The following is a 15,517-nucleotide window of genomic DNA, read 5'->3' as shown; positions in this document are numbered from 1 at the left end:
CAGAGCAGCGGTCAGAGTGGTTTTACCGTGGTCAACGTGACCGATGGTGCCAACGTTGACGTGCGGTTTGTTACGTTCAAATTTTTCTTTAGCCACGACAATTAACTCCTTGCCTAAAGGGCTGAATCAGCCTTGCTTTTTAGTAACAGATTCGACGATGTGCGCCGGAGCTGTATCGTATTTTTTGAATTCCATAGAGTAGCTTGCGCGACCCTGGGACATGGAACGAACGTCGGTCGCATAACCGAACATCTCACCCAGCGGAACCTCGGCGCGGATAACCTTGCCGGAAACCGTGTCTTCCATACCCTGAATCATGCCACGACGACGGTTAAGGTCGCCCATGACATCGCCCATGTAGTCTTCAGGCGTAACAACTTCTACTGCCATGATCGGCTCGAGCAGCTCACCACCACCTTTGGTAGCCAGTTGCTTGGTCGCCATGGAAGCAGCCACCTTGAACGCCATCTCGTTGGAGTCGACGTCGTGGTAAGAACCATCGAACACGGTAGCCTTCAGGCCGATCAGCGGATAACCGGCAACAACGCCGTTCTTCATCTGCTCTTCGATGCCCTTCTGGATAGCCGGGATGTATTCCTTCGGAACCACACCACCTACTACTTCGTTGACGAATTGCAGACCTTCCTGACCTTCGTCAGCAGGAGCAAAACGGATCCAGCAGTGACCGAACTGACCACGACCGCCGGACTGACGAACGAACTTGCCTTCGATTTCACAGTTCTTCGTGATGCGCTCACGATAGGAAACCTGAGGCTTACCGATGTTGGCTTCGACGTTGAACTCACGGCGCATCCGGTCTACCAGGATGTCCAGGTGCAACTCGCCCATGCCAGAGATGATCGTCTGACCAGTCTCTTCATCAGTCTTGACGCGGAAAGATGGATCTTCCTGAGCGAGCTTGCTCAGTGCGATACCCATCTTTTCCTGGTCATCCTTGGTCTTCGGCTCTACGGCAACCGAAATAACCGGCTCCGGGAAGTCCATACGAACCAGGATGATTGGCTTGTCAGCGTTGCACAGGGTTTCGCCAGTGGTGACGTCCTTCATGCCGATCAGGGCCGCGATGTCGCCAGCGCGTACTTCCTTGATCTCTTCACGGGCGTTTGCGTGCATCTGCACCATACGACCGACACGCTCTTTCTTGCCCTTGACCGAGTTGATCACACCGTCACCGGAGGCCAACACGCCCGAGTAAACACGGACGAAGGTCAGAGTACCCACGAATGGGTCGGTAGCGATCTTGAACGCCAGAGCCGAGAACGGCTCGTCATCATCGGCGTGACGCTCCATCTCTTCTTCCTCGTTATCCGGGTTGGAACCCTTGATAGCAGGAATGTCGGTCGGAGCCGGCAGGTAATCGATAACGGCGTCGAGAACCAGGGGAACACCCTTGTTCTTGAAGGAAGAGCCACAAACAGCCAAGACGATTTCGCCAGCGATAGTACGCTGACGCAGAGCAGCCTTGATTTCCTCGTTGGTGAGTTCTTCACCTTCGAGGTACTTGTTCATCAGCTCTTCGTTGGCTTCGGCTGCAGCCTCAACCATGTTGCTGCGCCATTCGTTGGCCAGCTCGATCATGTCCTCAGGGATGTCCTTGCGAACAGGAACCATACCCTTGTCGGAGTCATTCCAGTAGACGGCCTGCATGTTGAGCAGATCGATCTGACCCTGGAACTGATCTTCAGCACCGATAGCCAACTGAATTGGCACCGGAGTGTGACCCAGACGCTGCTTGATCTGACCGATCACGCGCAGGAAGTTTGCCCCAGCACGGTCCATCTTGTTGACGTAAACAAGACGCGGAACGCCGTATTTGTTGGCCTGACGCCATACGGTTTCCGACTGAGGCTCGACGCCCGAGGTACCACAGAACACAACGACTGCGCCGTCGAGTACGCGCAGGGAACGCTCTACTTCAATGGTGAAGTCTACGTGCCCAGGGGTATCGATGACGTTGAAGCGGTGCTCGTCTTTGTACTGCTTCTCGGAGCCTTTCCAGAAGGCGGTGATGGCAGCGGACGTGATGGTGATACCACGCTCCTGCTCCTGCACCATCCAGTCTGTGGTCGCGGCGCCATCATGCACCTCGCCCATTTTGTGGCTTTTGCCAGTGTAAAAAAGGACGCGCTCGGTAGTGGTGGTTTTACCAGCATCTACGTGAGCAACGATACCGATGTTACGGTAGCGATTAATCGGTGTAGTACGAGCCATAAAGCCCTCGCAAATTGAGTGACGCTAAAATTAGAAGCGGTAGTGCGAGAAAGCCTTGTTGGCTTCAGCCATACGGTGCACGTCTTCACGCTTCTTAACTGCAGCACCTTTGCCTTCCGCAGCATCCAACAGCTCGCCTGCCAAACGCAGGGCCATGGATTTTTCGCCACGCTTACGCGCGAAATCCACCAACCAGCGCATTGCCAGGGCGTTACGACGGGACGGACGAACTTCGACCGGAACCTGGTAAGTAGCACCGCCTACACGGCGCGACTTCACTTCGACCAGCGGAGCGATGGCGTCGAGAGCTTTCTCGAAGATTTCCAGGGGATCGCTGTTCTTACGCTCTTTAACCTTATCCAGGGCGCCATAAACGATACGCTCGGCAACGGCTTTCTTGCCGCTTTCCATCACGTGGTTCATGAACTTGGCCAGGATTTGGCTTCCGTATTTTGGATCGTCAAGCACTTCGCGCTTGGCTGCTACACGACGTCTTGGCATTTGATAAGCCCTCAAACGGTCTTCAGGTTAGCCCGGAACTGTAACCATCTGGTTACGCCCGACCTTACTCTTATCGACTCAATAAAATTAGAAACTGCATTCAGTACCGACGGCCGATCACTTCGGACGCTTGGTACCGTACTTCGAACGACCCTGGTTACGGCCTTTGACACCCGAGGTGTCCAGCGAGCCGCGAACGGTGTGATAACGCACACCTGGCAAGTCTTTTACACGACCGCCACGGATCAGCACGACGCTGTGCTCTTGCAGGTTGTGGCCTTCACCGCCGATGTACGAGGAAACCTCGAAACCGTTGGTCAGACGCACACGGCAAACTTTACGCAGTGCCGAGTTAGGTTTTTTCGGCGTGGTGGTATACACACGAGTGCATACGCCACGACGCTGGGGGCAGTTCTGCAGCGCAGGCACGTCGGATTTCTCGACGATACGCTTGCGCGGCTGACGCACCAGCTGGTTGATAGTTGCCATCTACTAGCTCCACTGTCCGTCTTTCGACGCTATTTATTTACACCATAAATAAATGGCAGGGCTTATGCCCTGCCATATTTAGGGGTGCATGAGTCTAAAGAGACTCGCCCCCCCAGTCAAGATACAAGCCCGGCCGCTGGGCGACCGGGACATGCACTCAATTGTCGCTGGAGTTCAACGCTTCGGTCAGCGCTGCTTCCACTTCGCTCGCGCTCACACGCACAGGCTTGTCAGCCTCGCGACGACGCTTACGCTCGCTGTGGTAAGCCAGACCAGTACCTGCCGGGATCAAACGACCCACGACCACGTTCTCCTTCAGGCCACGCAGGAAGTCGCGCTTGCCAGTAACCGCCGCCTCGGTAAGAACGCGAGTGGTTTCCTGGAAGGATGCCGCCGAGATGAACGACTCGGTGGACAGCGACGCCTTGGTGATCCCCAGCAGTACGCGGGAGTACTTGGCGATGAACTTGTCATCACCAGCCAGACGCTCGTTCTCACCCAGTACATGGGTAAGCTCCATCTGGTCACCCTTGATGAAGGTGGAATCCCCCGACTCGGCAATTTCGACCTTGCGCAGCATCTGGCGCAGGATGGTCTCGATGTGCTTGTCGTTGATCTTCACGCCCTGCAGGCGGTAAACGTCCTGGATCTCGTTGACGATGTACTTGGCCAGTGCGCTGACGCCCAGCAGACGCAGGATGTCGTGCGGATCGCTCGGACCGTCGGAGATAACTTCACCCTTGTTGACCTGCTCACCTTCGAACACGTTCAGGTGACGCCATTTCGGGATCAGCTCTTCGTACGGATCACTGCCATCGGTCGGCGTGATGACCAGGCGGCGCTTGCCCTTGGTCTCTTTGCCGAAGGCGATGGTGCCGCTGATTTCAGCCAGAATTGAGGCTTCCTTCGGACGGCGCGCTTCGAACAGGTCAGCAACGCGTGGCAGACCACCGGTGATGTCACGGGTCTTCGAGGTCTCTTGCGGGATACGGGCGATAACGTCACCGACCGCAACCTGCGCACCATCCGCCACACCGACGAGGGCGTTGGCAGGCAGGAAGTACTGAGCAGGCACGTCAGTACCTGGCAGCATCAGATCCTTGCCACTGGCGTCGACCAGTTTCACGGCAGGACGAATGTCTTTGCCGGCAACTGGACGATCCTTGGCATCGAGAACCTCGATGTTGGTCAGACCGGTCAGTTCGTCGGTCTGGCGCTTGATGGTGATGCCCTCCTCCATGCCGACGAAGGTAACGGTACCCTTCATTTCGGTCACGATCGGGTGGGTGTGCGGGTCCCACTTGGCAACGATGGCACCAGCATCAACCTTGTCACCTTCCTTCACGGTGATGACAGCACCGTACGGCAGCTTGTAACGCTCGCGCTCACGGCCGAACTCGTCCGCGATAGCCAGCTCGCCGGAACGCGATACCGCGATCAGGTTGCCGTCCAAACGCTCGACGTGCTTCAGGTTGTGCAAGCGAACCGCACCACCGTTCTTCACCTGGACGCTGTCGGCAGCCGAAGTTCGGCTTGCCGCACCACCGATGTGGAACGTACGCATGGTCAGCTGGGTACCCGGCTCACCGATCGACTGGGCAGCGATAACGCCGACTGCTTCACCGATGTTGATCTGGTGACCACGAGCCAGGTCGCGACCGTAGCACTTGGCGCAGATACCGTAGCGGGTTTCACAGCTGATCGGCGAACGCACGACAACTTCGTCAATGCTGTTCAGCTCGATGAACTCGACCCACTGTTCGTCGACCAGCGTACCGGCCGGAACGATGACTTCTTCGGTACCCGGCTTGAACACGTCACGGGCGATGACACGGCCCAGTACGCGCTCACCGAGCGGCTCGACGACGTCGCCGCCTTCAATGTGCGGAGTCATGTACAGACCCTGCTCAGTGCCGCAATCGATCTCGGTCACCACCAGATCCTGTGCCACGTCGACCAGGCGACGGGTCAGGTAACCGGAGTTCGCAGTCTTCAGTGCGGTATCCGCCAGACCTTTACGAGCACCGTGAGTCGAGATGAAGTACTGAAGTACGGACAGACCTTCACGGAAGTTTGCAGTGATCGGCGTCTCGATGATCGAGCCATCCGGCTTGGCCATCAGGCCACGCATACCGGCCAGCTGACGGATCTGCGCGGCGGAACCACGAGCACCGGAGTCGGCCATCATGTACATGGAGTTGAAGGATTCTTGCTCGACTTCGTTGCCATCGCGGTCGATGACCTTCTCTTTCGAGAGGTTCGACATCATCGCTTTGGAAACTTCATCGTTGGCCTTCGACCACAGGTCGATCACCTTGTTGTACTTCTCGCCCTGGGTAACCAGGCCGGAGGCGTACTGCGATTCGATTTCCTTCACTTCCTCGGTGGCGGCGTCGATGATGCGCGCCTTCTCATCCGGGATGACGAAGTCGTTCACACCGATCGACACACCAGAGATGGTCGAGTAGGCGAAACCGGTGTACATCAGTTGGTCAGCGAAGATTACGGTGTCCTTCAGACCAACGGTGCGGTAGCACTGGTTGATCAGTTTGGAGATCGCCTTCTTCTTCATCGACTGGTTGACCACGTCGTACGACAGGCCAGCTGGAACCACTTGGAACAGCAGCGCACGGCCGACAGTGGTGTCGACGATACGGGTGTTCTTGCTGATGGTGCCATCGCGGTCTTTGATGACTTCGTTGATACGTACTTTCACACGGGCGTGCAGGGACGCTTCGCCGGCGCGGAATACGCGGTCGACTTCCTGCAGGTCGGCGAATACACGACCTTCGCCTTTGGCGTTGATGGCTTCGCGGGTCATGTAATACAGACCCAATACAACGTCCTGCGAGGGAACGATGATTGGCTCACCGTTGGCAGGCGACAGGATGTTGTTGGTTGACATCATCAGCGCGCGCGCTTCGAGCTGGGCTTCCAGCGTCAGCGGCACGTGAACGGCCATCTGGTCACCGTCGAAGTCGGCGTTGTACGCGGCGCAGACCAGCGGGTGCAGCTGGATGGCTTTACCTTCGATCAGTACTGGCTCGAACGCCTGGATGCCCAGACGGTGAAGCGTCGGTGCACGGTTAAGCAGTACGGGATGTTCGCGAATCACTTCAGCGAGAACGTCCCAGACTTCCGGCAGCTCGCGCTCGACCATTTTCTTGGCCGCTTTAATGGTGGTCGCCAGACCACGCATTTCCAGCTTGCCGAAAATGAACGGCTTGAACAGCTCGAGAGCCATCTTCTTCGGCAGACCGCACTGATGCAGGCGCAGTGCCGGGCCTACGGTAATTACCGAACGGCCAGAGTAGTCAACACGCTTACCGAGCAAGTTCTGACGGAAACGACCCTGCTTACCCTTGATCATGTCAGCCAGGGATTTCAGAGGACGCTTGTTCGAACCGGTGATGGCGCGACCGCGACGGCCGTTATCGAGCAGCGCGTCGACAGCTTCCTGCAGCATGCGCTTTTCGTTGCGCACGATGATGTCGGGAGCCGACAGATCCAGCAGGCGCTTCAAACGGTTGTTACGGTTGATGACGCGGCGATACAGGTCGTTCAGGTCGGAGGTGGCGAAACGGCCACCGTCCAGCGGAACGAGCGGACGCAAATCTGGCGGCAGAACCGGCAGAACGGTCAGCACCATCCACTCTGGCAGGTTGCCGGAACCCTGGAAGGCTTCCATCAACTTCAGACGCTTGGACAGCTTCTTGATCTTGGTTTCCGAGTTGGTCTGCGGAATCTCTTCGCGCAGGCGACCGATCTCGTGCTCCAGGTCGATAGCGTGCAGCAGCTCGCGAACGGCCTCGGCACCCATGCGGGCGTCGAAGTCATCACCGAACTCTTCCAACGCTTCGAAGTACTGCTCGTCATTGAGCAGTTGGCCCTTCTCGAGGGTGGTCATGCCCGGGTCGATAACGACGTAGCTCTCGAAGTAGAGAACGCGTTCGATATCACGCAGGGTCATGTCCATCAGCAGGCCGATACGGCTCGGCAGCGATTTCAGGAACCAGATGTGGGCAACCGGAGAAGCCAGCTCGATGTGCGCCATGCGCTCACGACGAACCTTGGCCAGGGCGACTTCAACGCCGCACTTCTCGCAGATCACACCGCGATGCTTCAGGCGCTTGTACTTACCGCACAGGCACTCGTAATCCTTTACCGGGCCAAAGATCTTGGCGCAGAACAGGCCGTCACGCTCAGGCTTGAACGTACGGTAGTTGATGGTTTCCGGTTTTTTTACTTCACCGAACGACCACGAACGGATCATCTCAGGCGAAGCAAGGCCGATGCGAATGGCATCGAACTCTTCGACTTGACCCTGGTTTTTCAGCAAATTCAGTAGGTCTTTCAAGGCCTTTCCTCCTGGCGGAGCAGGCAGCGGGCATGTTGCCCCGCTGCCGATTCACGTCGTGTTATTCGGTTTCCAGATCGATATCGATACCGAGCGAACGGATCTCTTTGATCAACACGTTGAAGGACTCGGGCATGCCCGGCTCCATGCGGTGATCGCCATCCACGATGTTCTTGTACATCTTGGTACGGCCGTTCACGTCGTCCGACTTGACGGTCAACATTTCCTGCAGGGTGTAGGCGGCGCCGTAAGCTTCCAGAGCCCAGACCTCCATCTCCCCGAAGCGCTGACCACCGAACTGCGCCTTACCGCCCAGCGGCTGCTGGGTAACCAGGCTGTAGGAACCGGTAGAACGAGCGTGCATCTTGTCGTCCACCAGGTGGTTCAGTTTCAGCATGTACATGTAACCGACCGTGGTCGGGCGCTCGAACTGGTTACCGGTACGGCCGTCGATCAGGCGCATCTGGCCGCTTTCCGGCAGATCAGCCAGTTTCAGCATGGCCTTGATTTCGCTTTCCTTGGCACCGTCGAACACCGGAGTGGCCATCGGCACGCCTTTGCGCAGGTTGTTGGCCAGAGCCAAGATTTCCTGGTCGCTCAGCTCGTCGAGGCTTTCCTGACGCCCACCGATCTCGTTGTAGATCTGCTGCATGAACTTGCGCAGCTCAGCGACCTTGCGCTGCTCTTCGAGCATCAGGTTGATCTTCTCGCCCAGGCCCTTGGCTGCGAGGCCCAGGTGGGTTTCGAGGATCTGACCGACGTTCATACGCGACGGTACGCCGAGCGGGTTGAGAACGATGTCGACCGGCGTGCCATGCACGTCATGCGGCATGTCTTCAACCGGCATGATCACCGAGACCACACCCTTGTTACCGTGACGACCGGCCATCTTGTCACCCGGCTGGATGCGACGGCGGATGGCCAGGTAGACCTTGACGATCTTCAGCACGCCCGGAGCCAGGTCATCGCCCTGCTGCAGTTTGCGCTTCTTGTCTTCGAACTTGTCGTCGAGCAGCTGACGGCGGTCGGAGATGTAGGCCTGAGCCTTTTCCAACTGCTCGTTCAGTGCATCTTCAGCCATACGCAGTTTGAACCACTGGCCGCGCTCCAGACCGTCGAGCACTTCGTCAGTGATCGCAGCGCCTTTCTTCAGGCCAGCACCGCCTTCGGCGACCTTACCAACCAGAGCGGCACGCAGACGCTCGAAGGTCGCGCCTTCGACGATGCGGAACTCTTCGTTGAGGTCCTTGCGGATCTCGTCCAACTGGCTCTTCTCGATCGACAGCGCACGAGCATCACGCTCAACGCCGTCACGGGTGAAGACCTGTACGTCGATGACAGTACCTTTGGTGCCGGTCGGCACGCGCAGGGAGGTGTCCTTAACGTCGCTGGCCTTCTCACCGAAGATCGCGCGCAGCAGCTTCTCTTCTGGTGTCAGCTGGGTCTCGCCTTTCGGGGTAACCTTACCAACCAGAATGTCGCCAGGGCCGACTTCGGCGCCGACGTAGACGATGCCGGCTTCGTCGAGCTTGTTCAGTGCAGCTTCGCCCACGTTCGGGATGTCCGCAGAGATTTCCTCTGGGCCGAGCTTGGTGTCACGCGCCACACAGGTCAGTTCCTGGATGTGGATCGTGGTGAAGCGGTCTTCCTGAACCACGCGCTCGGAGAGCAGGATGGAGTCTTCGAAGTTGTAACCGTTCCAGGGCATGAACGCGACGCGCATGTTCTGACCCAGCGCCAGTTCACCCATGTCGGTGGACGGGCCATCGGCCATGATGTCGCCACGCGCAACCACATCACCTTTCTGAACCAGCGGACGCTGGTTGATGCAGGTGTTCTGGTTGGAGCGGGTGTATTTGGTCAGGTTGTAGATGTCCACACCGGCTTCACCGGTTTCGACTTCATCGTTGGCTACGCGAACCACGATACGGCTGGCGTCGACGGAGTCGATCACACCACCGCGGCGGGCCACGACGCAGACGCCGGAGTCACGGGCGACGTTGCGCTCCATGCCGGTACCGACCAGCGGCTTGTCCGAACGCAGGGTCGGGACAGCCTGACGCTGCATGTTCGAACCCATGAGTGCACGGTTGGCGTCGTCGTGCTCGAGGAACGGGATCAACGAGGCAGCGACGGAAACGACCTGCTTCGGCGATACGTCCATCAGCGTGACGTCTTCCGGCGCCTTGACGGTGAACTCGTTGAGGTGACGCACAGCGACCAGCTCATCGATCAGCATCTTCTTGTCGTTCATCGTGGCCGAAGCCTGAGCGATCACGTGATCTGCTTCTTCGATGGCGGACAGGAATACGATCTCGTCGGTAACCTTGCCTTCCTGAACAACACGGTACGGGCTTTCCAGGAAGCCATACTGGTTGGTGCGGGCATAGGCCGCCAGGGAGTTGATCAGACCGATGTTCGGACCTTCCGGCGTTTCGATCGGGCACACACGGCCATAATGGGTCGGGTGTACGTCACGGACTTCGAAGCCTGCACGCTCACGAGTCAGACCGCCCGGGCCGAGTGCGGATACACGGCGCTTGTGGGTGATCTCGGAGAGCGGGTTGTTCTGGTCCATGAACTGGGAAAGCTGGCTGGAACCGAAGAATTCCTTCACCGCCGCCGCAACCGGCTTGGCGTTGATCAGATCCTGCGGCATCAGGCCTTCGCTTTCGGCCATCGACAGACGTTCCTTGACCGCACGCTCAACGCGCACCAGGCCAACACGGAACTGGTTCTCGGCCATCTCGCCGACGCAACGTACACGGCGGTTACCCAGGTGGTCGATGTCATCGACGATACCCTTGCCGTTACGGATGTCGACCAGCGTCTTGAGGACTTCGACGATGTCTTCGCGGCTCAACACGCCCGAACCTTCGATCTCGGTACGACCGATACGACGGTTGAACTTCATGCGGCCTACGGCAGACAGGTCGTAACGCTCGGCGCTGAAGAACAGGTTGTTGAACAGGGTCTCGGCAGCATCCTTGGTAGGTGGCTCGCCAGGACGCATCATGCGGTAGATCTCGACCAGCGCTTCCAGCTGATTGGTGGTGCTGTCGATCTTCAGCGTGTCGCTGATGAACGGGCCACAGTCGATATCGTTGGTGTACAGGGTCTCGATGCGGACGACCTGAGCCTTGGCGATCTTCGCCAGCAGCTCGACCGACAGCTCGGTGTTGCACTCGCAGAGGATTTCGCCGGTAGCCGGGTGCACGATCGCCTTGGCGGTGGTGCGGCCGATCAGGTAGTCGAACGGTACGTCCAGCTCCTTGATGCCTGCCTTGTCCAGTTGGTTGATGTGGCGAGCGGTGATACGACGACCCTGCTCGACAATCACCTTGCCGGCGCCGTCCAGAATGTCCTGGCTGGCGATCTCACCACGCAGACGTTGCGGTACGAGTTCCAGGCTCAGGCCTTCGCCTTTAACGTGGAAAACGTTGGTGGTATAGAAAGCGTCCAACACTTCTTCAGTGCTGTAGCCCAGCGCACGCAGCAGTACCGAGGCCGGCAGTTTGCGGCGACGGTCGATACGCACGAATACCGCGTCTTTCGGATCGAACTCGAAGTCCAACCACGAACCACGGTAAGGAATCACGCGAGCGGAGTACAGCAGCTTGCCCGAGCTGTGAGTCTTGCCACGGTCGTGGTCGAAGAACACACCTGGGGAACGGTGCAGCTGGGAAACGATCACACGCTCGGTACCGTTGATGACGAAGGTACCGTTCTCGGTCATGAGCGGAATTTCGCCCATGTACACTTCCTGCTCTTTGATGTCCTTGATCGCTTTGTTCGACGATTCTTTGTCGAAAATGATCAGGCGCACTTTGACACGCAGCGGCACCGCGAAGGTCACGCCACGCAGCACGCACTCCTTGACATCGAACGCCGGCTCGCCCAGGCGATAGCCGACGTATTCCAGAGCAGCGTTGCCGGAGTAGCTGATGATCGGGAATACAGATTTGAAGGCCGCATGCAGGCCGATGTCACGGAACTGGTCCTTGTTCGCGCCCTGCTGCAGGAATTCGCGATAAGAATCCAGCTGGATGGCCAGGAGGTAAGGCACATCCATGACATCCGGCAACTTGCTAAAGTCCTTGCGGATACGTTTTTTCTCAGTATATGAGTAAGCCATCAGCGTTCCCCAGCTTGGTCACCTGCTTATTTGGCTTCTCCGACGGGAGCAGCCAGAAACTCGTGCAAACCCTAAGTTTGCTCCACCTCGTTGGTGGGTCTTTCACGCTCTAGAACCGGGCAGTTGAACCGCCGAGCTAGAACGGAAAAAGGCCGGTGGCAATAGCCACCAGCCGTCAGCCTTGTGCGAGTAGCGCGGGCTGTAGACGCAAGGTCGTCGCTTACTTGAGCTCGACTTTGGCGCCTGCTTCTTCCAGAGCTTTCTTGGCAGCTTCGGCTTCGTCTTTCGACACGCCTTCTTTGACCACGCCAGGAGCGCCGTCAACAACTGCTTTAGCTTCTTTCAGACCCAGACCGGTCAGTTCGCGAACGGCTTTAATGACGTTCACTTTCTTCTCGCCAGCTTCGGTGAGGATGACGTTGAACTCGGTTTGCTCTTCAACAACAGCGGCAGCAGCAGCTGGGCCAGCAGCGGCAACAGCAGCGGTCACGCCGAAGGTTTCTTCCATTGCTTTGATCAGCTCAACAACTTCCAGAACGGTTTTCTGGCCGATTGCTTCGATGATTTGTTCGTTAGTCAGAGACATGACTTGAATCCTGTATTGGGGTGACAGCCTACGCAGCCATCAAATTAAACATATGATTTGGAAAGAAATTACGCAGCCTTAGGCAGCGGAAGCTTCTTTCTGGTCGCGAATGGCCGCCAGAGTACGAGCCAGCTTGCTGGTAGCGCCTTGAATCACGCTCATCAGCTTCGCAATAGCTTCGTCGCGCGTTGGCAGCGAAGCCAACACATCGATCTCTTTTGCTGCGAGGAACTTGCCCTCGAACGCAGCTGCCTTGATCTCGAACTTGTCCTGACCCTTGGCGAACTCTTTGAAAATACGAGCAGCAGCGCCCGGATGTTCGTTGGAGAAAGCGATCAGGGTCGGGCCTTTGAACACGTCGCTGAGCACATCATACTGAGTGCCTTCAACGGCGCGCTTGAGCAGGGTATTACGTACAACACGTACGTATACGCCAGCTTCGCGGGCCTCTTTACGGAGTCCGGTCATAGCGCTTACTGTCACACCGCGGGCGTCAACCACGACAGCGGACAGAGCAGCTTGGGCAGCCTCGTTGACTTCAGCGACGATGGCCTTCTTGTCTTCGAGTTTAATTGCCACGGGTAAAACTCCTGCTTGTTACCGTTTCATCTGGCCGGAGCCGGATGTCATTTTTGGTGTCTGATTCGGTAAGGAACCGGGAGCACCATCTGCGTAGGGTTGAAGATCGCTCTTCAGGTTTGAGACCTAAGCCCCCTACGGTCTTGGATAGCCCCCGCCAGGCAGGGACCCCAATTTTTCGTTGCGAACGCACCAGGTGCGCTCGCAATCATTCGTTAAGCGTCCAGCGAACCTTGGTCGATCAGCAGACCTGGGCCCATAGTGGTGCTCAGAGTCACGCGCTTGACGTAGACGCCTTTCGAGGTCGACGGCTTCAGACGCTTCAGATCGGACAGCAGGGCTTCCACGTTCTGCTTCAGCTTCTCGGCATCGAAGCCGACTTTGCCAACAGAACCATGGATGATGCCGTTCTTGTCGGTACGGAAACGCACCTGACCAGCTTTGGCATTCTTGACTGCGGTTGCGACGTCCGGCGTTACGGTACCGACTTTCGGGTTCGGCATCAGACCGCGCGGGCCGAGAACCTGACCCAGCTGGCCAACAACGCGCATGGCGTCCGGGGAAGCGATGACGACGTCGTAGTTCAGATCGCCAGCTTTCATTTCAGCAGCCAGATCGTCCATACCTACGCGATCAGCACCGGCAGCCAGAGCAGCTTCAGCGCCCGGACCTTGAGTGAAGACAGCGACGCGAACGGTTTTGCCGCTGCCGTTCGGCAGAACGGTAGCACCACGAACAACCTGGTCGGATTTACGCGGGTCAACGCCGAGGTTGATCGAAATATCGACGGACTCGGAGAACTTGACGGCGGAGATTTCAGCCAGCAACGCAGCAGCGTCGGTGAAGCCGTAGGCTTTGCCCGGCTCGATCTTGGCCGCGATAGCCTTTTGGCGCTTGGTCAGCTTAGCCATTACACACCCTCCACGTTGAGGCCCATGCTACGAGCGGAACCGGCGATGGTACGCACGGCCGCATCCATATCAGCTGCAGTCAGATCAGCCTGTTTGGTCTTGGCGATCTCTTCGAGCTGGGCACGGGTAACGGTGCCGACCTTGACGGTGTTCGGACGAGCCGAACCGCTGGTCAGGCCAGCTGCTTTCTTCAGCAGCACGGAAGCCGGGGTGCTCTTGGTTTCGAAGGTGAAGCTACGGTCGCTGTATACAGTGATAATCACTGGAGTCGGCAGACCAGGTTCCATGCCCTGAGTCTTGGCGTTGAACGCCTTACAGAATTCCATGATGTTCACGCCGTGCTGACCCAGAGCTGGGCCGACAGGTGGCGACGGGTTGGCCTGAGCGGCCTTTACTTGCAGCTTGATATAAGCCGTGATTTTCTTAGCCATTAGCTACTCCAGTTACGGGTTCTAGCGCCTTTCGGCTCCCCGACTATTGCCTGTTTATCCCAGTGACAACAAAACCCCGCAGCCTTTGACTGCGGGGTATGGGATGCGTGTGTCAGTTATGCCTTTTCGACCTGACTGAACTCCAGCTCGACCGGGGTTGAGCGACCAAAAATGGTCACCGCTACCTGGATGCGGCTCTTCTCGTAGTTGACTTCTTCGACGACCCCACTGAAATCAGCAAACGGACCATCGACAACACGAACCATCTCACCCGGCTCGAACAGAGTCTTGGGCTTCGGCTTGTCACCGCTATCGGCAACACGACGCAAGATGGCATCGGCTTCTTTTTCGGTAATAGGCGCAGGCTTATCAGCAGTACCGCCAATGAACCCCATTACGCGCGGCGTATCCTTGATCAAGTGCCAAGTCGCCTCGTTCATTTCCATCTGTACAAGCACGTAACCCGGAAAGAACTTTCGCTCGCTCTTGCGCTTCTGGCCATTACGCATTTCCACCACTTCTTCAGTGGGGACCAGAATCTCGCCGAAATCGTCTTCCATTCCGGCGAATTTTACGCGCTCGATCAGCGAACGCATTACATGCTTCTCGTAACCCGAGTAAGCATGCACAACGTACCAACGCTTAGCCACGGGACACCCTATCTCAACTTACAATAAACGACACAAGCCAACCGAGGAGCGAATCAAGCCCCCACAACATCAATGCCATCACAATGACGACAAGGACGACGATCAGCGTGGTCTGCGTGGTTTCCTGGCGAGTCGGCCAGACAACCTTGCGAATTTCGACACGAGCCTCTTTAACCAGCGAGAAAAACGACTGGCCCTTAGCAGTTTGCAACGCGATCGCAGCAGCAACAGCCGCCATGACCAGCAACGCAACAACACGGTACAGAATCGGCTCGGCAGAGAAGTACTGATTACCAACCACGCCGGCCACTACAAGCAGAGCCGCAGCCAACCACTTGAGCAGATCGAAGCGGCTTTCTTTGGCCTCAGTCTTAGCATTCATTTACGAGGATCCTGTGAGAAGACTCGCCAAATTCGTTAGAAAATGGCAGGTCAGGAGGGAATCGAACCCCCAACCTACGGTTTTGGAGACCGTCGCTCTGCCAATTGAGCTACTGACCTAGAACAAAATCAGGCCGACCATTATGCCGGCCTGATGGGGATAGATCAACCGATTACTCGACGATCTTGGCAACCACGCCAGCACCAACGGTACGACCACCTTCGCGAATTGCGAAGCGCAGGCCGTCTTCCATGGCGATCGGCT

At 57.3% G+C, this 15,517-nt stretch carries 13 protein-coding genes and 1 tRNA gene; all 14 read right to left on the bottom strand.

Features of this window, described 5'->3' with window-relative positions; genetic code table 11:
• A partial coding sequence (locus BLS60_RS21195; RefSeq protein WP_233432247.1) for a GTP-binding protein occupies positions 1-96 on the bottom strand: 96 nt, incomplete at its 3' end.
• A gap of 30 nt (positions 97-126) precedes the next feature.
• Positions 127-2,232, bottom strand: coding sequence for an elongation factor G (gene fusA, locus BLS60_RS21190; protein WP_070882608.1), 2,106 nt, complete (start codon positions 2,230-2,232; stop codon positions 127-129).
• A gap of 30 nt (positions 2,233-2,262) precedes the next feature.
• Positions 2,263-2,733: a 30S ribosomal protein S7 gene (gene rpsG, locus BLS60_RS21185; RefSeq protein WP_010490886.1), complete on the bottom strand. Its 471-nt coding sequence runs from the start codon at positions 2,731-2,733 to the stop codon at positions 2,263-2,265.
• Positions 2,734-2,850: 117 nt separating this feature from the next.
• Positions 2,851-3,222 (bottom strand): 30S ribosomal protein S12, encoded by a 372-nt coding sequence (gene rpsL / locus BLS60_RS21180; protein WP_003186084.1) that lies wholly within the window; start codon positions 3,220-3,222, stop codon positions 2,851-2,853.
• A 157-nt stretch (positions 3,223-3,379) separates the two neighbouring features.
• Positions 3,380-7,579, bottom strand: coding sequence for a DNA-directed RNA polymerase subunit beta' (gene rpoC / locus BLS60_RS21175; RefSeq protein WP_092372056.1), 4,200 nt, complete (start codon positions 7,577-7,579; stop codon positions 3,380-3,382).
• Between the two features lie 61 nt (positions 7,580-7,640).
• Positions 7,641-11,714 carry a DNA-directed RNA polymerase subunit beta gene (gene rpoB / locus BLS60_RS21170; protein ID WP_070882606.1) on the bottom strand — a complete coding sequence of 1,358 codons (4,074 nt, stop codon included), beginning with the start codon at positions 11,712-11,714 and terminating at the stop codon, positions 7,641-7,643.
• A gap of 220 nt (positions 11,715-11,934) precedes the next feature.
• On the bottom strand, positions 11,935-12,300 hold the full coding sequence (rplL, locus tag BLS60_RS21165; protein ID WP_070882605.1) for a 50S ribosomal protein L7/L12: 366 nt from the start codon (positions 12,298-12,300) through the stop codon (positions 11,935-11,937).
• 78 nt (positions 12,301-12,378) lie between these two features.
• Positions 12,379-12,879, bottom strand: coding sequence for a 50S ribosomal protein L10 (gene rplJ / locus BLS60_RS21160; RefSeq protein WP_070882604.1), 501 nt, complete (start codon positions 12,877-12,879; stop codon positions 12,379-12,381).
• A gap of 215 nt (positions 12,880-13,094) precedes the next feature.
• Positions 13,095-13,790, bottom strand: coding sequence for a 50S ribosomal protein L1 (gene rplA / locus BLS60_RS21155; protein WP_070882603.1), 696 nt, complete (start codon positions 13,788-13,790; stop codon positions 13,095-13,097).
• Positions 13,790-14,221 carry a 50S ribosomal protein L11 gene (rplK, locus tag BLS60_RS21150; RefSeq protein ID WP_025167734.1) on the bottom strand — a complete coding sequence of 144 codons (432 nt, stop codon included), beginning with the start codon at positions 14,219-14,221 and terminating at the stop codon, positions 13,790-13,792. Before rplK ends, rplA begins: the two co-directional genes overlap by 1 nt.
• Before the next feature lie 116 nt (positions 14,222-14,337).
• On the bottom strand, positions 14,338-14,871 hold the full coding sequence (gene nusG / locus BLS60_RS21145; protein WP_070882602.1) for a transcription termination/antitermination protein NusG: 534 nt from the start codon (positions 14,869-14,871) through the stop codon (positions 14,338-14,340).
• 13 nt (positions 14,872-14,884) lie between these two features.
• Complete coding sequence (secE, locus tag BLS60_RS21140; protein WP_070882601.1) at positions 14,885-15,253, bottom strand: preprotein translocase subunit SecE; 369 nt, start codon at positions 15,251-15,253, stop codon at positions 14,885-14,887.
• Positions 15,254-15,296: 43 nt separating this feature from the next.
• A tRNA-Trp gene (locus BLS60_RS21135) sits at positions 15,297-15,372 on the bottom strand.
• A gap of 53 nt (positions 15,373-15,425) precedes the next feature.
• Positions 15,426-15,517 (bottom strand): EF-Tu C-terminal domain-related protein (locus BLS60_RS21130; protein WP_017244912.1); only part of this gene is annotated, 92 nt, incomplete at its 5' end.

The sequence above is a fragment of the Phytopseudomonas seleniipraecipitans genome (assembly GCF_900102335.1).
Lineage (GTDB): Bacteria > Pseudomonadota > Gammaproteobacteria > Pseudomonadales > Pseudomonadaceae > Aquipseudomonas > Aquipseudomonas seleniipraecipitans.
Note: the sequence above shows the minus strand (reverse complement) of the source record. Positions and strands in the feature narration are given on the sequence as shown.

Coding starts and splice junctions, on each gene's coding strand:
- fusA (WP_070882608.1), bottom strand. CDS start 2,232: ATGGCTCGTACTACACCGATTAATCGCTACCGTAACATCGGTATCGTT.
- rpsG (WP_010490886.1), bottom strand. CDS start 2,733: ATGCCAAGACGTCGTGTAGCAGCCAAGCGCGAAGTGCTTGACGATCCA.
- rpsL (WP_003186084.1), bottom strand. CDS start 3,222: ATGGCAACTATCAACCAGCTGGTGCGTCAGCCGCGCAAGCGTATCGTC.
- rpoB (WP_070882606.1), bottom strand. CDS start 11,714: ATGGCTTACTCATATACTGAGAAAAAACGTATCCGCAAGGACTTTAGC.
- rplL (WP_070882605.1), bottom strand. CDS start 12,300: ATGTCTCTGACTAACGAACAAATCATCGAAGCAATCGGCCAGAAAACC.
- rplA (WP_070882603.1), bottom strand. CDS start 13,790: ATGGCTAAGCTGACCAAGCGCCAAAAGGCTATCGCGGCCAAGATCGAG.
- rplK (WP_025167734.1), bottom strand. CDS start 14,221: ATGGCTAAGAAAATCACGGCTTATATCAAGCTGCAAGTAAAGGCCGCT.
- secE (WP_070882601.1), bottom strand. CDS start 15,253: ATGAATGCTAAGACTGAGGCCAAAGAAAGCCGCTTCGATCTGCTCAAG.